Source organism: Natrinema sp. 1APR25-10V2 (genome assembly GCF_031626495.1).
Classification (GTDB): domain Archaea; phylum Halobacteriota; class Halobacteria; order Halobacteriales; family Natrialbaceae; genus Natrinema.
The window spans coordinates 228,395-247,256 of sequence record NZ_JAMQOJ010000008.1; the positions used below are offsets into that span (position 1 = coordinate 228,395).

Here is an 18,862-nt window from a genome sequence, read left to right on the forward strand (position 1 = left end):
GCCAACTCCGGAATCTTGAGCAAACTCGCGTCGACGGAGAGATAAGCGAGACAGACTACTATGCGATTACGTCCTGTTTCAGCGCGCTCGTCGGGACCGAATGGTGCCGCTCGGCAACCCAGCGCAATCGAGTAAGTCAATACAGGATGAGCGCTCTCCGCGCCGAGAAACCGCTGACCGACTTCGCGTCGATCGACGATGTGAACCGACTGCTCCGGACCCACGCCGACGCCGGAGCGAAAAGTGCCAGTGCACAGAGCGGCTACGCGTCGGGGCTTCGCGCGCTGTTCGGCTATCTCGACGATCACGGCAACTGGCCCGACTATCCGTTTCACGATAGGATCAAGCCGAAGACCGGTCTCGAGAGTTCCGACGACGGCGACGATCGCTCCAGCGCCAGCGTCACCGACTCCGAGGGCAAGGTTCGGCCCGAGCAGGTGCTCGAGTGGTCCGAGATCATGGAGATGACGGAGCACGCCGACCACCCGAGAGATGCCGCCGTGATCGCGTTTCTCGGCGATAGCGGGTTGCGCGCCGCCGCCGCCTGCCAGCTTCGCGTCGGCGATATTCACGCCATCGATAGCGAGTCCCCCACGATCACGCCGAACGATGCGCCGGGCCAGAAGGGACTGAACTCCCACGAGATGACCGAGTTTCCCCTCCGCGAGTCGGCCGGCATCCTTCGGCAGTGGGTTAACACACAGCACCCGGAGGCCCCGAACCCGCCCGACGACGCCCCGCTCTGGCCGGTCCGGCGTGGCTACGATCCCGACGATCGGGAGAACTGCGCAGCCGCAACGCGCACCCTCCGCGATCAAATCGAGAAGGCCGCCGACGCCGCCGACATTGACAAGCCCACACACATTCACGCATTTAGACATTCGCTCGTCAAGCGGCTTAAGATCGATTACGACTACGACTGGGTCGAGCTTCGCGACGCGTTCGCGTGGAGCGACGACAGCGTCTCGGAAATGAGCCAGCGCTACGGCCGGCTCGATAGCGACGAGCGACTCGAGCGTCTCCAGCGGAAACGTGGTGTCGATCTCGACGACGACGAGGACACCGAGCCCGCGACCGTCGAGCCGTGTCGTATCGCAACCTGTCCCGGCGAGATCCCACCGGAGGCCGACTTCTGTCCGGTGTGCGGGACGGCCCAAGACCCGGACAAAGCCGACCGCCAGACGCCCAGCGCCGACAAGATCGAGGCGCTCGAGCAACAGGTCGGCCAACTCTCGATGGCACTCGGCAAGCTCGCCGAGCGCGATGAGAGCGTCGACGCCGCAGAGATTCTGTTCGACGGCCCGCAAGCTGTCTTCGACGCCGACGACACCGACGAGTGAGTGCGTCGGCGTGGTCGCTTGCGTCGGCCAGCGTCTCCGTCTCCGTCTCCGTCGCCGTCTCCGCCGCTCGAGCCCGAGCCCGCGTCGGTGTCCGGTCGGTGCGTTCGTCGTCGATCGCGTTCGCGTCGTCGTCGCAGTCGTGTGTGCCATATCGGAGAGAGATCGCAAATGTGGCTCACGACCCAACCGACGACCGAGAAATCGCGCGATCTGCCGACGGCCACCGAACATTTACCAGCGTTCGGCGCGTCTTCCGAGATACCGCGACCGGTGTGATCGTAGTCAAGCCAGCCGGGTCGTGGATGAGGCATTCACCGCCGCCGTGACGCGGGAGTTGGGTCCTCCCGCGTCGATTCTTTCGCACTCAGATCATTTCGATAGCCGTGCGTCAGCGCTCTATCACCTTGAATCTCTCGGGGAGATTCGGCCGTCTCAGCCCGTAACTCCCCGTCCAAGCGGAACGGTTGTCTATAACTACCGTCCGTCGGATGAGCAAAGAAAGCCGCGTCCGATCGGCGACCGAGCGGCGCGAGATCCCGCAGCGCTCCGGTGGTCGTGGTCGGTCAGTCTCGGTCGCGGTCCGGTACCGGTCGGCCGCCGTAGCCGGCGCGTCAATCGCGCCGGCCAGTCCGACGCCGACGGTAACGGGCTCGCGTCGAGTCAACCGCGCCGATCATACCCGCTGCCCGAGAGCGGCCAGAGATCGGTTTCTCTGCCGATCCAGAGTGAGATCCGTCAACCCCTTCCGCGAGCGTCGAACGGACGAGAGACGGCAACGCTCGAGCAAGAGCGGGCCGCCGTCGGTTACCGCCGCGCCACTTCCGCCGTGACTCTCGTTAGTGCCTGCGCGAGGTCGTCCGCTGCCGTCGAACTCAATATCGCCAGCGGCATTCCGATCATCGCTTACGTTGGGAGGGTAAACGAGAACGTCGAACCGTCGCCGGGTTCGGATTCGACCCAGATTTCGCCGCCGTGGCGCTCGACGATCCGTTTACAGAGCGCGAGCCCGATCCCGGTTCCATCGCGTTCCTCGTGGGAGTGTAACCGTTGGAACACCTCGAAGATTCGCTCGTGTTCGTCCGGTTCGATCCCGATACCCTCGTCTTCGACGGAGATTACCCACTCGCTGTCGCGTCGCTCGGCTCCGATGTGTACCCGCGGCGGTTCGTCGCCGCTGTAGGCGAGCGCGTTCGACAATAGGTTTTGAAATACCTGCCGGAGCTGACTCGCGTCGCCCTCGACGCGGGGAAGGTCCTCGGCCGTGATCTCGGCATCCGTTTCCTTGATCTGGAACTGTAGGTCGGCATGGACGGCCTCGAGAGTATTATTCAGGACGACGGGTTCGAACGGATCACCGCGGGTTTCCACCCGAGAATACTCGAGGAGGCCGTCGATCATCTCGCGCATCCGCTCGGCCCCGTCGACCGCGAATTCGAGGAACTCCTCACCGTCCTCGTCGAGGGTGTCACCGTAGCGCTGTTCGAGCAACTGGAGGTAGCTGGTGACCATCCGCAGCGGCTCTTGCAGGTCGTGGGAGGCGACGTAGGCGAACTGCTCTAACCGTTCGTTCGATTCCTCGATCTTCCGCTCATATTCCTTGCGTTCACTGATATCGCGACTTACTCCGCATCGACCGATGCGACCGTCGCCGTACTCGTAAGGTCCGAACCGCGTTTCCACGGGTACGGTCTCCCCGTCGGCCGTTTCGAACTCGTACTCGAGGACGCCAACCTCGCGCTCGCCGGCGATAACCTCGGTTTCCAGTTCGTTGGCGGTTTCGTTTATTGTCTCGCTATTGATTAGCGTCGGGTGTCCCCCCAGCAGTTCGTCGCGATCGTAGCCGACGAGGTCGCAGAACGCCTCGTTGACTAGGACGAAGCGGTCGTTTTCGTCGAGTGCGTACGCGCCGTCCCAGATTGTCTCCACGAGTTGCTCGTACCGTTCTAACTCTTGTTCACGCTCCTTGCGCTCGGTAATCTCGCGGAAGTAGACCGAAAGCCCCGTTTCGGACGGGTACACCCGAACGTCGAACCATTTGTCGAGGGTCGGGAATTGTTCTTCATAGGAGACGGCTTCTTGCCTTTCGAGTGCGGTGTGGAACGCCTCGTCACCACGGCTCCCACGGGCATCGGGAAACACGTCCCACACGACTTCGCCGAGTAAGTCCGATTCAGATTGTTGCAGGAGTTCTTCCGCTTGCCCGTTGACATGGGTGAACCGGAACTCCTCGTCGAGGGCGTAGAATGCGTCGGAGATTCGGTCAAGAATGCGCTGGAGTTCGCTCTCGAGTTCCTGTTCGCGCTCGTACCGATCGGTCATATCGCGAGTGACTTTCAGAAATCCTCGGTGGGTACCGTCATCGTCCCGAAGTGCCGTGATCGTGACGTTCGCCCAGAACCGCGTCCCGTCCCTACGGACGCGCCATCCCTCGTCTTCGATTGACCCCCTTTCGGTCGCTTGCTCGAGATTCCGTTCGGGAACGCCCGCTGCTTGATCCTCCTCAGTGTAGAACGTCGAGAGATGTTCGCCGACCACCTCGTCAGGCATGTAGCCTTTCATCTGTTCGGCCCCCGTGTTCCAGTTCCGGACGTAGCCGTCTGCGTCGAGCATAAAGATCGCGTACTCTTCGACGGCGTCGGCCAGCGATTCGGTACCGGTTGGCCACTCCCCGGCGTTGGCGGTCTCTTCGGCTTTCGAGTGATGAGGTCGCCACCAAACACGGCCATTTGACCCTGCCTTCTTGGTCTCGAGTTCACCGTGGTCGACAAGCCGCTCAAGACGTTCGTATGTACTTCGGCGACCGAGATCGAGCTGATCTGCCACCTCGAGTGTCGTCTGCGGAGCGCCGGGAATATCGAAGAGTGCAAGAGTTTCTCGGAGATTATCAGTCAGCGAACTGGTGGTCATAATGGACTATATCAGATCACGACGGGCTATAAACCCTCCGCGAGCGGAGGCTGATTTGGGAGCCGTGGCCGATCGATTAGACCGACCACACGATCGAGGCTGCGTCATCCCGACCGACGCCGTACTGGCGCGTCTCCGTCCGCTCGGTGCGGACGATCTCGAGTCGTCCCGAGCATCTCGCACAACGCGTCGTCATCGCGCCGGCACCTCCGTCGCCGAGACGAGTCCGCAGTGATCGCAGAGTTGCCCGGCCGCCGGCCCGAAATCGGAAAGGTCGACGACCGCCGTCGGCCGCCCACACCGCGGGCAGCCCCCGTCGCGTGGGTCAGTTTCAAGTCCGTTCGCCACCGAGTTTCGACCGCCTGTATTCCGGGTCATTGGCCTGAACACCGTGATCGGAGACAGGCACCGTCCGGCTGTTCCAGCAGCCGGGCATTCTCGAGCGACCGAACGCCCGAGCGTGCCGTCTCTCCTCACCAATTGCTACGGTAGCCATTCACTTAACTCATTTCCGGGGTCCGGCGGAGAGTCGCTCGAGTTGCCACCTCTTGCCACGGTAGCACAAATCGGCGAAAAGAGAGGCGATCTCGTCAGTTCACGACGACGATGATCGGCCGGTCGTCCGCGATCGCAAGGACGCGCTCGAGCACGTCCCCGTCGCCGTCGGCGTCGATCTGGACCGCGCCGCCGTCGGTCGCGGCGTTCGCGAGCGCCGTCGCGTCGTCAGTCTCGAGGCCGATCGCGTCGGCCGCCGGCTCGGACTGGACCTGCTCGGGCTCGTCGTCCCGGTGGAGGTGGCACCGGTCATGATCGCCGACCGGGTTCTCGCAGTCCGAGCCGTCCCGGCACTGCGCGCCGCACGTCGCCGGTTCGCTCTCGCCGCCGTCGAGCGCGTGGCGTTCCTCCGCGTTGCGCTCGACCATCTCCCGCTCGGCGTCGAGCTCCGCGCCGACCGACGGCGGCTTGGGCTCGGACTGGACCGTCTCGACGATCTCGCCGTCGTCTGTCGCCCACCGCGGCGTCCGGGTGACCGAGTCGTCCGTCTCGAGCCGGATCTGCGCGTAGTCGTCGACCGCGTCGAGGTCGACCACGTCGTTGTCGCCGTCGCGAATCACGTCGACCGCGATTTCGTCGAGCCGGAGCGCGTCGGTCGGGATCGGCCGCATTCCCGTGGCGAATTGGGCTGCCCTTTGGTGCTTACAGATCGTTCCGCCGTCGCCATCGGCGTCCGGGCAGTCACACGCACCACGCCGAAGGTCGACCGCGTATTCGTTGCTGCTCGCTATCGATTCGACGACGAACGCACCGTCGCCGCCGCCGTTGCGGACCCGGTGCCCTTGCGTGAGGGCTCGCACGTCGCGTTTCGTGAGCGGTTCCGTTCGTTCCGCGATTTCCCAATCGAACTTGTAATTTCGGGTCATTGGCTGAACACCGTAGCGGAACGAGCGCGGTCATCCGGGCGTTCCAGCGCCCGTCTCGCCCTCCTTCCTTGCCTATTGCTACGGTGGAAACCCATATAAAGCTCACACGCGATCGTGGTGACTGTCCACTTGCTTTAGAAGCAACAGGGATAAGTGACACCTCCGCATACCGTCGCGTATGGACGACGGAGGACACGAGCGCGGCGATCTCGACCGCACAGAGTCGGGCGAATATACCAAGCGCGTCACCGACGACGAGATCGTCGCCGCTGTTCGCACCCACGAACCGGCCGCAACCAGCGAGGTCGGCGACGAGGTCGGTATGACCCGCCAAGGTGCCGATCGTCGGTTGCGACAGCTCCGCGACGAGGGGAGAGTTAACAGCAAGAAGATCGCGAAATCTCTCGTCTGGTTCGTCGACGATGACTGACCGCGTCTATCCGTGTCCGTCGTCCGACCACTGCGAGTTCGAGGCAGATAGCGCCGCGGCGCTCGTCGAGCACGTCAATACCGAGCACGCCGGCGAGTACCGGCGCGATGACTGGCCAGATACCGCGGCTGGTCGAGCAGTTCGAACGGGGGCCGACAAGGACGAGGGTAATGAGGACGACGAGAGCAAAGTCCCCGAATAACACGTCCGAGTTGCACGAGAACGGGTGTTCGCAGAACATTTTGTCCAATGATAATTAAGTCTACTTTGAGTAGTGTTAGCCGATGGTAGAATCCCCATCAAAAGAAATCCGTATAGACTGGAATCAGAGCATCGCACCTGAGGAACACCCGATCGATCGGGCTACGATCATCAGCTCCGGCCGTGTTGCTGAGTCCGAGTGGCGAGTCGAGATGGTCGACGTGACGGAGGACACCTACGAGCGGCTGTCCCCTGATCGCGACCGCCGCCAGTAATTCGGCGACGCTCGTCTCAAGAGGACCGATCCGGCGGTTCTCTCTCGGCCAATTTCTTAGCGGAGGTGTACGTCAGACAGAGACCGGTGTGAGATGGTTTAACAGACGCGACGGTGGTCCTACCATCGCCGGGTAACCAACGGACCCCCAATCGATAGCCCAAGCCACAGGAGAGCGATAGTACGCTCGGTTACTCCGCTCGGAGCGCGATATTGATCGCCCCGTTTACGTCGGCGTGAACTTCGTAGTCGCACCGGCGGCAATGGAAAGTATCACCTGTTCGCGCTTCTGGCGTCCGCTGTCCGCATTTTCGGCACGTCGTACTTGTCCCGGCGGGATCGACGAAGCGAACGGGTATCCCCCGTTCCGTCGCTTTGTAACTGATTTGCTCTTGAAGACGCGCGTACGGCCAGTCGTGGATCGGGTCTGTAGCCGTCTCGCGATAATCGGTTAGGTTCTCGAGGTGGATCACCGCGGGAGTATGGCGCTCGGCGAGCCTGACGATCTCACGAGTCGCCGTATTAGTGACATGGTTGGTATACCGTTCCCGTTCGCCCCGGATCGCTCGAACGCCGCGTAAATCCCCGGCTTCCATCAATTCCGTCCGCCGGCGATCGAGCCGCTCGCGGTGGTGTCGGAATTCCGCACCGGATTCCATCTCGACCTCAACGATTTCCTCATCGTCGACGACCGCAGCCGCGTAGAGCGTCGTCTCGCCTAAATCAACGCCAATCCGTGTCGATACGTCCTCCGGTCGATAGACCTCAACCTCTTCTTCGATCGAGAGATGAGCAAAGAGATCGCCGTCGTTGAGCCGGAACTCCAGTGCCCCATACGAAAGATCGCCTGCGACGAGCCGTTCGAGGTACTCACGCTGGTACTCACCGCAGTCGATATGGAACCAGAGCGGATCTTCCCGTGGTACGATCTTCGCTCGGAGACCATATCCCCGTTCGTTTTCGACGATTTCAACGCGGCGGCTGGGCTTCGTACAGCAACTACAAATCCGAAGATAGTCGCTATTACCGAATTCGCCGATCGGACGCTCGCCATCACGTCCTCTCTCGTTCCAGCTGTTAAACGCCTCCTGCGCCTTATAGGCCGCCGCGTTCCGATCGTGGGCGTATAAGTTGAGATCGTCCGGCGCTTCTCGGGCCGCAACACGAGTCAGTTGAGTATCTCGACCGGACCATCGATACGGTGGGAACGACGGAAGGTAGGCCGCGATGATCTTGGCGACGGTCTGCCAGTCATCGACCGCGTCCCGAATTCGGCTGTTCTTCTGGTTGCTCGTTTCGAGTTTCAGCCGGAGTGTCCGCGCGACCGATTCGGTCGTCGTCCCCGCGGTGAATTCGTCGAGCGTGGTAGGCTCCCCTTCCGCCATCGAACTGACAGTATTCCCTAATCCTTATCAATGTGGCTATAGATCCATTATCTAACTCGGTCGTGGCTATAGGTCACGGCCGACGAGGGGCAGTTTCACCCCTCTCAGCCGTCGATACTACGGCTGTAGGCCCGCCCGCCGTTAAGCCCGGCCCGGATGATCCTTGCTTAGATGCACGGGCACGGACCTCTTCGCCCACGGGTCTCCGCCGGGATAGGCGAAAAGAGGCGCATCGACAGCGCCCGGCTCGAGGTAGTACTACACCAACAGCGGTTGGGACACAGGACGAGAGTCCGACGCGGTCCCGGAAATTACAGACCGTAGGTACAGGGCATATCCCCTGTGGGAAGGAATTCGTCACGCCAAGAGTGGGTATCCCACCGTATACCGAGGGCGATCCACCAATCGCCCGAAGAACGGAAACAGAAATCTCACACTCATATCGCGAGTTCATCGACTCATATAAAGGAGGTGGACAACAAGGGTCGACGATCGGCTACTTCGATACGACGCCATAAGCTTCGCCGAGCGTACTCATACAACGATCTCACCCCCTGTTCCAATGGCCGAGTTCCCGGCGACGGGACTGAAACTGGAATGCAGAGCATATTTCGGTTCCAGTCCACCCAGTTCCAATGGCCGAGTTCCCGGCGACGGGACTGAAACTCGGACTCTCCGGTCGTCTCCGTCACAATCCAGACTGTTCCAATGGCCGAGTTCCCGGCGACGGGACTGAAACTTATGTATCGAAATCCCACGCTCCAGTGTCTCGAGCATCGTTTCAACGCCTGAGGTCCCGGCGATGGGACTGAAACGGACGCCCCCTGAGTGTCCAAGTAAGACCACTACGACGTTTCAACGGCTGAGTTCCCGGCGTCGGGACTGAAACTAGTACATCCGAATCCCCGAATCGCTCGCGACGACGTTCCAACGGTCGAGTTCCCAGCTACGGGACTGAAACTATCGGATAGGCGCGCAGGGGGCCCCCGGACCCGTGTTCCAACGGTCGAGTTCCCGGCGACGGGACTGAAACGCACTAATATATCCACAGGCTTCTATAGATATACAGTTCCAACGGCCGAGTTCCCGGCGACGGGACTGAAACAGAGAGTCCTCTTCCACACCGGCGCGCCGACTGCCGGTTCCAACGGTCGATCGCTCGGTGATGGGACTGAAACCTTGCACGGATGGATTAGCGCAAGCATGACCGTATTCAGTTCCAACAGTCAATCTCGGCGATGGGATTGAAACGTTGCCCGTAGGCGGCATATTTAGCGTTACAGGGGCTGAGGATCAACGCCGCCGATAGCTCGCTTTCCGACCGCATCTGGTGGGAGCGCGCCGTCCGGCCCGCACTCTCGTCGCTTTCCCGCGACGAGGTCGGGCTCGTCGAATACCGCGCCGGCCACCACGATTACCGCTGGATCGGCGACGACTGACCGAGAGCTCTCGCTTTCTCGAGGCAACGGGCGCGTCGGTCCTCTCCGATCGAATATCTAACTCAGGTAGAACGCACGACGGCGGCGACCCACTGTTCGAGACCGACAGCTCTCGATCGCGGTTCTGGTCCCACAAATCGAGATAGAAGATGGACTCTCGAGACGTGGTTCCTAACGGAAGAACGAGTCTGGACTGATAAACCCGACCACTACCGTCTGAGATCGTTCCTAAAACGTTATTGATCGGTCTCATGCCGTAGATATAGATTCGTTTTGGGCATTTTCACGTCTGTTCTCTTTAACGTTCAATTTCATTGTAATATAACAATAGCTACCCTTTTGTGGTGTGCAACTGTACCATCTGATGGGGAGGGCGGTCCAGTGGTGTCGGTCCCGGCGGGACCGGGACATCCGCTACCAACACCACCACGAAAGGCACATTCCCTTCTCAATCTGGACTTCGCGATCGATATACCTGAGATAAGACACGGACTCTCAAACCGTAGAGCGAGACCAACAGGAAAACGGCCCGCGACCGACCGCCGGTCGCGATCGCGGTGCGGTGCGTCGCTTATTGGAGCGCCAGTTTCGGCGACGACGGTACGTCGATCTCGTCCGCGTCGATCGCCGACTCGAGATCGTCGACGCTTACGTCGATGATTTCGGCCGCTTCAGCCCGTAATTCGGGTGAATGCTCCGGCAGCCGGTCGTTCCGCTCGAGCGTCTCGGCTTTCGCGAGGAGGAGCATCGCCTCCTGCTGCGCGTCGGCGTCGGCGGCTCCGAACGCGTCCCCGACCGTCGCGATCGGGTCGTCGGCCGGCTCGTCGCCTTGCGGATCGGGGTCGGGTTCGACGCCGCCCGTCTCCGGCATCTGATTCGCGTCGGCGAGCTGGTCGACCGCGTCGTCGCGATCCGCGTCGATCTGCCTGATCATCTGTTCGAGGTCGAGCGCCATCGGGTCGCTCAACCCGGTCGTCTCGCCGATCACGTCGCCGAGGAGTTCGCGCACGTCGTCGACGACGTGGCGATCGACGACCGCCGGCTCGCCATCTCGTTTCGAGATCTCGCGGGCGGCGTAGAGCAAGGATAGCTGTTCGCGATTCAATTCGACGGTAGATTCTGGTTCCATATATGGATTCGTAGTTAGAGAAGTCGGTCGGAAAGCGATTCGAGACGGCAACGGCAGAGTGAGCGGAGAGAGAAAGCGCGCCGTCGAACGCGGGGGTCCTGCCCGCGATCGGAGCGCGTTCTATGACTTTCGAACGAGAAGGCTGGCCGCTTGCGGCCGCGGTCGACCGCTGAACTATGACAGTAACTGCCACTGGCCTTGCCGTCGACACGTCGGACGCGTCGGTCATCGGTCGCGATCATTTGCCGGCACCCGTTTTGTCGACGAACGCCTGAACGCGCTCTATGTCAGTCATCTGCTCGATCTCGGCGATCGGACGCCGCTCGACACGCCGTAAGTAGCGCGTCGCCAGTTCGCTGATCGCCGCGAGCGACTCTTTCTCTCGACGGTACTCCTCCATCGGGACGATCTCGACGCCGTCATCGTTCGCGACGATAACGACGTTCTCCGGGTCGTGGCCGCGGTGCGCCAAGACCGCTTTCGCATAGCGCGACCAGTCGGCGCGGTCGAACGCGTCGGTCCCCGCCCCGTCCGAGATCGTCTCGACCAGCGCCGCATTGAGGTCGCGGTCGTCCTCCGTAATCGACGACACGTCGGCCGGCTCGACTCGCGGTCGGTCGGGCTCGAGATCGTTCCGATCGCGTCCGTCACCGTCGTCGTCAGTCATCGTCACCGTCACCGTCCGCGTTGATTTCGCGGCGGATCTCGACGCGGCTACCGTCTGGCCACGACGATTCGGAGATGATCTCCGTTTCGTCCTCGAGCGCGTCGTCGTCGACCGCGTCCGTCGCGATCGCGTCGACTGACCTGTGGATGATCGTAATATCCCAGCTGCCGCGGGCGGTCTCGAGATCGGCGACGCGGTCTCGCAGCTCGCGTTTGCGACGCCGTCGCGTCATCGGCCGCCCTCCGCGTCGTCCCCGAGCAGGTCGAGGCAGTCCAAGCAGTCGTCGCGCTCGCATCCCGAGCATAGCGGCTCGTCGGGCGTCGGCTCGCTGAGCAAGTTCAACCCTCTGACCCGGACGCGCATCCGTCCGCCGCTGGCTTGCTCGAGCCGATCAACGCGGTCTCGCAGATCGCGTCGTCGACGATCCGTCATCGTCGCCCCTCCATTCGCTCGAGTTCCGCGACGCGTTCTTCGAGGCGCTTCAAATCGCGGCGAGAGTCGAGGAACTCGTTCCACGACTCGACGGCGGAGACAGCGTCTTTCCACTCCTCCTCCTCCAATAGCCCCGTGATCGACCGCCGATAGACCGACTCCGTGACGAGGTCGCGACGGTCGCCCAGCGTCTCGTCGATATGGTCGGCCAGCGCGTCCAGATCCCGCGAGATCGTCGACTGGTTCACGTCATATCGTTCCGCCATCTCCGTCTGGTTGATGAGCGACGGGTGGCCCCGCGCATAGATCTCGTCGAGCAAGTCGGCACGACGTTGCGGCCAACTCAATTCCGCCGGGTCTGTCAGCGGGATTTCGAGATCGCTGTATTTGGGTTCGCTATGCGTTGATATGCCCGTTTCGTCGTCCGCTTTCGTCGTCGAACGCGTCATTCCAATCCCCCCAATTCATCCAGTCCGAGCTCGTACCGCTCGAGTTCGTCGATCGTGCGATTACTTTCTTCTCCGATCACCGAGAAGACCGCAGCGAGATCGGCATCCCGGACGAGAACCGCAGAGTGAGAGTCGGTCGACATATATCCTCATCCGTTTCACGCTCCACGAATGGAAGTATGTTTCGGGGCAACAGGCCCCACGCTCGCGTCCCGATCGCGGCGTCGATGCTCCTACACCGCCCCGAGGTCGGGTTATCGAGCGATTCCACCTACCCGTTTGTCTTGGACATCTCTCAGAACCCGCCGGTGGTATTTCTTAACAGTGGTTCCCCCGATACCAAGAGCAGAACCGACCTTCTGATAGACCTCATATTTGCGTTCGCTTTCGGAATAGTAGTCCCCGCCATGGTTCGCGAAGAGATACGCGGCCATAGCAGGTTTCCCAGCGGCCGCGACTTTCACCGGGATTACATCGCGATCGTCCAGTAAAGGAATCGGCCCTAACATCACGTACAGTGCTGCATATACCCGAGCCCTCCGGTCATAGAGAACCCGGGTTGACTCCTCGAATACGACCCGATCACCATCTGGAATGTCAACAAAGCACGTAGTTGGACCACGAACAGCCACGCAGCCGTTCTCGTATTCGTCGAGGATGTCGTACAAAGCCATCAAACACCTATACATATCCGATTGCACATAAGATTCACAGATCGTGTGGTCTCCGCTAAGCTTTTGCTTCCGCTCGAGACAGACAGGAATGCCGCGTTCGAAGATAACGCGGGAATTAGGCACCAGAGCCCGCATCCAGTAGCAGGAGCGATTCTGGTGACCATCTCACCAGCGACAGCTATGGAACGGACATCAGCCTATAAAGGGTACATAAAGAAATGGCGTCCACCCCAACGCCGTATCGCGGTTTTCGGCGTTCACTTTCACCGCGGTAGTACAATCCTTATATGTCCCGGCGATCAACACGTTGAATGTCGCGTTCCCCGACCATCGCCAGAGCCCGCATCCAGTAGCAGGAGCGATTCTGGCGGAGGTCACGACCGATCAGCTACATCCACGACCAGTCACAACTATGAGCTACCACGACTCCGCCAACGGTAACGAGCAAACCGACGTTCGAGAGACGACCGAAATCCCAATCACCAACGAGCAGACGGCGACCGAACCAGACCGCCTCTATCCGCTCGCGACCGCTGCAGATGCTGGTCGCGACAACTATACGCGCGTCGAGTTCGATGACGAGATCTGCTGCATCCTCCGCGAGTACGCTCGGAAGCGGGCACCGAACCTCCGCTCTATCGATCGCCACAACGTCGGGGTCGCCGGCGAATACGCAGTCGCCACGTGGCTCGGCGTTCCGCTCGATACGCGGATCACCGACGACTACGAAGGCGACCGCGGCTACGATCTCGAAATCCCGCGACGAGACGGCCGAAACGCCCGCGTCGAAGTGAAAACGACGCGGAGACAGGACCCAAAAGCCACGGTGAAACGATCTCGGATCGACAACGCGGATTGGTTTGTCCTCTGCCGCGCGAGTCGCGGCGCAGATCGCGTTGAGATCATCGGCTATGCGAGACGCTCGTCGGTGAAAGAGTTCGGCGATATGTACGGCCTCAGTGGCTATACGCTGGTTCCGGAGTACCTCCACGTCACCGACGGCGCGTACCTATCCCCAGAGGATGCACGAGCCGTCCATCACCGCTACTGAAACCGCAGCTCGCCCGATCGCGTTTGAACTATGAGCGCGGTAGAGAGCTGTCGCTCATCGGTTTGAAGTAGCGGACACCGGCCAACGGCCAGAGCCCGCATCCAGTAGCACGTAGGACTGGGCTACGAGGGACCATATAATCTTGGATCGTTTACCCCGTTGCCCCCCGCGGTCGCGTCGACCACGGCGCTGGCGATCGCCACGCCCACTCGTCGCCCGTCTCGTTCTCGTCGGTCATGACTGGATCTCCTCCGACCCGTTCGTCGCCGCTCGCGTATCCGACGCCCAGTACCATGCCGCCTGTCGGATCGCGTCCGGGCTCGCCGTCACCGACGCCGGCACGTCCAGCGTTGCCGGGTCCAACTTCTTGATCGGCTCGCTCCCGCGCTCCCGGTAGGCGTTGGCGATCGCTTGTATATCGCCGGCCTCCGTCCGCGCCGCCGTCTCAATCGATCGTGCTCCCTCCGCGAGATACGGGGCTGGCGGGCATCCGGCGCCGTCCGGGCCGTCGCCAACCCAGTACCACGAGCCCGTCTCGTCGACCGCGATCGGCTCCACGTCGATCTGGTGCCCGCGTCCCCGACGCTTGAGCCAATAGTCATGCAACGCGTGGTCCGACGGCCACTCCTCCCCATCCACGTCCACGCCGAACAGCGCGATATGGACGTGTGGTGCGCCCCATTTCGTCGGTTCCGGCGCGGCGATATACGCCGGCATCCCATCATCGAGTCGCCGAGCGATCCACTTTCGTAGCCGGCGTTCGTCGTCTGTTATCTCAGCCACCGCGTCTTCGATGGTCTCGAACTCCCCCGGATCCGTCGTCCCTGTCACGATCGCCCCGCCCTCATAGCCGGTTGATGCCGCCAGATCGAACGCGTCGAGCAACCGGCCCGTTGCCTCCGACGCTTCCGACGCCACCGTGAACCGCGTTCGATCCGCATTCCGCGTCCGCTCGTAGCCCAGCTTCCACGCCCCATACGAGCCGATCAGTCCGCCCCACTCCGCAGCGGTCTCGAACGTCGACCGTCTCCGTAGACGCGCTTCCGCATTCTCTTTCGCGATCGACTTCTCGGATTCGCCCCCGTTACTATCCCGAGACCCCTGCGGACACTTTCTCCTACTCGCTGTATCAAGCACGCTCTCGGCGATCGCGTGGTACAACGCGTCAGTTGCTGTTATCAACAGCGGACAGCGCTCACTCGGCCGATCTCGGCCGAATGGGTTTCGCATCCGTTCGATCTCGATGTAGCCGTCTTTCTCAAGCTCGGCGACATATCGCCGAAGATGCTTGTAGTCGTAGGTCGCGTTCGCGACGGCGTCGTAACCGTGCATCTCGCCGACGAGCCGACTCAGTACCACGCCGCAGGAGCCTGCTTTCGCGACTCTCTTGGCTGCTCGCTCTCTCACGTCCGACCGCGGATGGCGAGACCACGGGAGCCACGCCGGCTCGAGCGACGCACGATCCACCCCTGCCCCCGGTACCCTTTGACACATACTCAGGCCGCTCGACAGGTTGGCGTCGCGGTCGCGGTCGACGACGTGATTGCCCAGCCGGTCGTGATCGTCGTTCGCAGTCACGCCGACCACCTCCGGTGGCGGTCGCGATCATGGTCAGCAAGACATTGGAGGGATTGACCACAATACCTCGTAGACGTTGCCGGGCGAGCCGCTGGTGCCGTCACCGTCGTTTCCGGACGACGAGACGACGATCGTCCCGGCCGACCGGGCGTTCCGCACCGGGTCGATGAACTGCTCCGCATAGGTCTGCGCGCCGAGGCTCATGCTCACCACGTCGGCGTCCCGGTCGACCGCCCACTGCATCCCCTCGATGATCTGGGCGTAGGTCCCGCTGCAACCGTTCTCGCAGTCCGTCAGTACGGCTCCGTGCAGCAGATCGGCGCCGGGCGCGACGCCGATGTGGGAGCCACTCGCGTTCCCACCCGCAACCGTCGCGCTGACGTGGGTTCCGTGGTCGCCGAAGTCCTGCGGCGTCGATCCGGACACCCTGTTCCCGTCCTGGTCGAACTCCGCCCAGCCGCCCGGATAGGTGGGGTCCGACGAATTGGTCGTATAGAGATCGATGTCCGGATGGTTCGCGTCGACGCCCGTGTCGAGGACGGCGACTTTCGTGCCGCTGCCGTTGACGCCGTACTCGTCCCACACCGTGGTCGCGTTGATCTGCTCGAGGCCGTAGGTGGCGTCCGATCCGGCGGTCGTCGCGGTCGAGTCGGTCCCCGCCGTCGCTCCGCTCGTCGACGCGCTGGCGGCGGCCGCTCCGTCGAGTTCCACCTCGAAGTTCGCGTGCAGCGTAGACACGTCCTCGAACCGACCGAACGACTCGAGGTCGACGCGACTGGTATCGACCTCGAGCAGGACGGCGTTGGTCACCCAGAACCGATTCTCGATCGCCACCCCGTCGGTCGATCGAGCGTAAGAGATGACCTCGCCCTGCGTCCGCTCGGCGTGGTGTTTCAACTGGGTCGCCGCCTGATCGGGCGGTTCGCCCGGCGATACGTTCGCCTCCGAGAGCCGGACGATGACCTCGACGGTCTCGCCGTCGGCGTCCGTCTCGAGCGCCGAGTCGATGGTAATGTCGCTGCCGCCGTCCGAGCTCGCGGTGCCGCCATCTGTGTCGGCGGCCGCGAGGCTGTCCACACTGCCACCAGAATCCGCGATGGCCGTGGCCGCGGCGGCGCTCGAGAGCGGTGCCGCGACGAGACTACAGACGACGAACAGGAGAACGCCCAGAACGAGCCCGGATCGCAGTCGCCCGATTTCGGGCGAACGAGGGAACATACAGCCGAGGTGGACAGTAGCGTGATAAATACATTATGGCAATCGTGTCTTTCAGCTACGATGATGAGATCGCGAATCTCCGATGACCCAGCGTTGGATGGCCGCCATCGACCGCTGCCCCCACGGCGAGCGCCAGCAGGGCCACTTTTCCGTTCGGACCACCGAATGCGGACGATGAGTGACGATGACGCTGCTGTGAGTCGTGCGACGATGGCGCTTCGCGCGGCCGAAGCGGGCGCCGCCGTCGCGGCCAGCTCGTTTCGAACGGAACTCGCTGTCGAGGAGAAGGGGACCAAGACGGACGTCGTGACGCAGGTCGACCGAGACGCCCAGGAAACCGTCATCGAGACGATCCGCGAGGAGTTCCCCGACGATCCCGTCGTCGGTGAAGAGGACGACGCGCTGAAAGACGTTCCCGAGTCAGGACCGGCCTGGATCGTCGACCCCATCGACGGAACGAACAACTACGTCGACGGCACCCGCGCGTTCGGAACCGCCGTCGCGGCCGTCGCAGACGGCGGGCCCGTCGGCGCTGCCACGGTCTGTCCGGCCCTCTCCGATACGTACCGCGTCGGCCCCGACGGCGCGTTTCTGAACGGCGAGCCATTGTCAGTCAGCGACTGTGACGACCCCGAGGCCGCCACCGTCTGTCCGACTTTCTGGTGGGATTTCGACCAGCGCGACCAGTACGCCGCGGCCACCCGCGAGGTCGTCGAACGGTTCGGCGACATGCGACGGTTCGGCTGCGCCCAGCTCGAGCTGGCGATGGTCGCCACCGGCGCGCTCGAGGGAGCGATGACCAACATGGCGATCAACCCGTGGGATTCCCTCGCCGGGGTCCGACTGATCCGCGAGGCCGGCGGCGTCGTGACCGACCTCGAGGGCAACCGCTGGCGACACGACAGCACGGGGTTAGTGGCCTCGAACGGCGCGATCCACGACGAACTGCTCGCAGCGGCCCGCGCGATCGAGGACTGAGCCGCGGCCCGGATCGGGCGGTCAGCGGGACAGTCAATCGGGCTGAAATCGGAAACGGTAAGCGCTCCCCCCTACGGGATTCGGGTATGGACGACTTCATCGACCGGTACGGGGCCGAGCGCGTCTGGGCCGCGACCGTCGCGAGTCTCGCAGCCGTCGTGGTCCTCGGCGCCGTCCTGTTCCCCCAGCGCGTGTACGTCGACATCATCTGGCAGTACTTCTGGGGGCCGGTCGTCGCCGACGCTCACAGTTGGCCCTGCGTCGCCTGGGCCGGCGGCGAACAGGTCCAGTGTAGCCAGGCGCCCGCCAACGCCGGACCGACGGCCGAGCCCGGCTACACGTTCGTCTCCTACGCCGGCTACATCCCGTCGCTGATCCTGTTCCTGATCGGGGCCATCTTCGCCGTCCGCAGGCTCGAGATCGAGCGCTACCGCGCGGGCTTTTTCGCCCTCTTCCCGTTCATGCTGTTCGGCGGCGCGCTGCGAGTCGTCGAGGACGCCAACGCGGCCGCCTTCGAGGCGACCGGCGAGATGGCCATCCAGCTCCCCTGGTCCGGGTTCATCATCAGCCCGCTGATCTACTTCACCGTCTTCTTCATCGCCCTGTTCGCGGTCGCGAGCTCGGTCAGGCTCGAGCGCGAGGATTACGTCTCGGGCTACGAGTACCCGCTGGCCGGGATCGGCACGACCCTGCTGACGGTTTCGATCGTGTATCTCGCCTACACGGCCGCGACGGAGCCGTACGCGGAGTTCTACCCGCTGATCCCGCTGGTCATTCTCGTCGGCGCGACGCTGACCACGGCGATCACCTGGGTAGCGATCGAACGGTTCGCGCCGGAGCTGAACCGCGGCACCCGCTACATGGGGATCGTCGTCATCTGGGCCCACGCGGTCGACGGCGTCGCGAACGTGATCGGTCTCGACTGGGCGACCACGCTCGGCCTGCCCGCCAACCTCGTCCCGAAGCACCCGATCAACCGGGCGATCGCTAATACGACGGCCGACATCCTCCCGGCGGACATCGTCTCGGCGACCGGGTCGGCCTGGCCGTTCCTGTTCGTCAAAGTCGCCGCCGCCGTCTTCATCATCTGGATCTTCGACGACACCGTCTTCGAAGAGAACCCCCGCTACGCCGTCCTGCTGATGATCACCGTCGTCGCCGTCGGCCTCGGTCCCGGCACCCGCGACATGCTGCGGGCGACGTTCGGGGTCTGAGTCGGACTTTCCTCTCGAGCCCTCGCCGCGCGGCAGCGACTGGAACGGGGACTTTAATCGCCCGCGGCGGGAACG

At 62.7% G+C, this 18,862-nt stretch carries 19 protein-coding genes; 7 read left to right on the forward strand and 12 right to left on the reverse strand.

Going from position 1 to position 18,862, the window contains the following annotated elements; all coding sequences use genetic code 11:
- The first annotated feature begins 146 nt into the window (after positions 1–146).
- A complete protein-coding gene (locus tag NDO75_RS23490) occupies positions 147–1,340 on the forward strand; it encodes a tyrosine-type recombinase/integrase (protein WP_310909059.1) in 1,194 nt (397 codons plus the stop codon).
- A 903-nt stretch (positions 1,341–2,243) separates the two neighbouring features.
- On the opposite strand, the gene NDO75_RS23495 is transcribed toward NDO75_RS23490, so the two are convergent.
- From NDO75_RS23495 to NDO75_RS23505, 3 genes are all read right to left on the reverse strand, one after another.
- A complete protein-coding gene (locus NDO75_RS23495) occupies positions 2,244–4,163 on the reverse strand; it encodes a PAS domain S-box protein (RefSeq protein WP_310909060.1) in 1,920 nt (639 codons plus the stop codon).
- 276 nt (positions 4,164–4,439) lie between these two features.
- Positions 4,440–4,625, reverse strand: a complete 186-nt coding sequence (locus NDO75_RS23500) for a hypothetical protein (RefSeq protein ID WP_310909061.1) — start codon at positions 4,623–4,625, stop codon at positions 4,440–4,442.
- Positions 4,626–4,837: 212 nt separating this feature from the next.
- Positions 4,838–5,668, reverse strand: a complete 831-nt coding sequence (locus NDO75_RS23505) for a hypothetical protein (RefSeq protein ID WP_310909062.1) — start codon at positions 5,666–5,668, stop codon at positions 4,838–4,840.
- A gap of 178 nt (positions 5,669–5,846) precedes the next feature.
- Here NDO75_RS23505 and NDO75_RS23510 point away from each other — a divergent pair, with 178 nt between their 5' ends.
- From NDO75_RS23510 to NDO75_RS23520, 3 genes are all read left to right on the forward strand, one after another.
- A complete protein-coding gene (locus NDO75_RS23510) occupies positions 5,847–6,098 on the forward strand; it encodes a hypothetical protein (RefSeq protein ID WP_310909063.1) in 252 nt (83 codons plus the stop codon).
- Positions 6,091–6,300 (forward strand): hypothetical protein, encoded by a 210-nt coding sequence (locus tag NDO75_RS23515; protein WP_310909064.1) that lies wholly within the window; start codon positions 6,091–6,093, stop codon positions 6,298–6,300. The genes NDO75_RS23510 and NDO75_RS23515 overlap by 8 nt, the downstream gene beginning before the upstream one ends.
- Positions 6,301–6,382: 82 nt before the next feature.
- Complete coding sequence (locus NDO75_RS23520) at positions 6,383–6,574, forward strand: hypothetical protein (protein ID WP_310909065.1); 192 nt, start codon at positions 6,383–6,385, stop codon at positions 6,572–6,574.
- A 190-nt stretch (positions 6,575–6,764) separates the two neighbouring features.
- Here NDO75_RS23520 and NDO75_RS23525 read toward each other — a convergent pair whose 3' ends face one another.
- The 7 genes from NDO75_RS23525 to NDO75_RS23555 all read right to left on the reverse strand — a co-directional run bounded on the left by NDO75_RS23525 (position 6,765) and on the right by NDO75_RS23555 (position 12,748).
- Positions 6,765–7,958: a transposase gene (locus tag NDO75_RS23525; RefSeq protein ID WP_310909066.1), complete on the reverse strand. Its 1,194-nt coding sequence runs from the start codon at positions 7,956–7,958 to the stop codon at positions 6,765–6,767.
- A gap of 2,010 nt (positions 7,959–9,968) precedes the next feature.
- Positions 9,969–10,526, reverse strand: a complete 558-nt coding sequence (locus tag NDO75_RS23530; protein WP_310909067.1) for a hypothetical protein — start codon at positions 10,524–10,526, stop codon at positions 9,969–9,971.
- Between the two features lie 238 nt (positions 10,527–10,764).
- The gene (locus tag NDO75_RS23535) at positions 10,765–11,193 is read right to left on the reverse strand and encodes a hypothetical protein (protein WP_310909068.1); all 429 of its coding nucleotides are present in this window, start codon (positions 11,191–11,193) and stop codon (positions 10,765–10,767) included.
- Positions 11,186–11,425 (reverse strand): hypothetical protein, encoded by a 240-nt coding sequence (locus tag NDO75_RS23540; protein WP_310909069.1) that lies wholly within the window; start codon positions 11,423–11,425, stop codon positions 11,186–11,188. The genes NDO75_RS23535 and NDO75_RS23540 overlap by 8 nt, the downstream gene beginning before the upstream one ends.
- Entirely contained in the window at positions 11,422–11,625 is a 204-nt protein-coding gene (locus tag NDO75_RS23545) for a hypothetical protein (protein ID WP_310909070.1), read from the reverse strand. Before NDO75_RS23545 ends, NDO75_RS23540 begins: the two co-directional genes overlap by 4 nt.
- Positions 11,622–12,074, reverse strand: a complete 453-nt coding sequence (locus NDO75_RS23550; RefSeq protein ID WP_310909071.1) for a hypothetical protein — start codon at positions 12,072–12,074, stop codon at positions 11,622–11,624. Before NDO75_RS23550 ends, NDO75_RS23545 begins: the two co-directional genes overlap by 4 nt.
- 254 nt (positions 12,075–12,328) lie before the next feature.
- Positions 12,329–12,748: a hypothetical protein gene (locus NDO75_RS23555; protein ID WP_310909072.1), complete on the reverse strand. Its 420-nt coding sequence runs from the start codon at positions 12,746–12,748 to the stop codon at positions 12,329–12,331.
- A 412-nt stretch (positions 12,749–13,160) separates the two neighbouring features.
- On the opposite strand from NDO75_RS23555, the gene NDO75_RS23560 reads away from it, so the two are divergent.
- On the forward strand, positions 13,161–13,799 hold the full coding sequence (locus tag NDO75_RS23560) for a DUF3883 domain-containing protein (RefSeq protein ID WP_310909073.1): 639 nt from the start codon (positions 13,161–13,163) through the stop codon (positions 13,797–13,799).
- Between the two features lie 234 nt (positions 13,800–14,033).
- On the opposite strand, the gene NDO75_RS23565 is transcribed toward NDO75_RS23560, so the two are convergent.
- Both NDO75_RS23565 and NDO75_RS23570 read right to left on the reverse strand, forming a co-directional pair.
- A complete protein-coding gene (locus NDO75_RS23565; protein ID WP_310909074.1) occupies positions 14,034–15,377 on the reverse strand; it encodes a hypothetical protein in 1,344 nt (447 codons plus the stop codon).
- A gap of 33 nt (positions 15,378–15,410) precedes the next feature.
- Positions 15,411–16,595, reverse strand: a complete 1,185-nt coding sequence (locus NDO75_RS23570) for a S8 family serine peptidase (protein ID WP_310909075.1) — start codon at positions 16,593–16,595, stop codon at positions 15,411–15,413.
- A 174-nt stretch (positions 16,596–16,769) separates the two neighbouring features.
- On the opposite strand from NDO75_RS23570, the gene NDO75_RS23575 reads away from it, so the two are divergent.
- Together NDO75_RS23575 and NDO75_RS23580 are read left to right on the forward strand one after the other, a co-directional pair.
- Positions 16,770–17,573, forward strand: coding sequence for an inositol monophosphatase (locus NDO75_RS23575; protein WP_310909076.1), 804 nt, complete (start codon positions 16,770–16,772; stop codon positions 17,571–17,573).
- 86 nt (positions 17,574–17,659) lie between these two features.
- Positions 17,660–18,787, forward strand: coding sequence for a DUF63 family protein (locus NDO75_RS23580; RefSeq protein WP_310909077.1), 1,128 nt, complete (start codon positions 17,660–17,662; stop codon positions 18,785–18,787).
- Positions 18,788–18,862 lie beyond the last annotated feature (75 nt).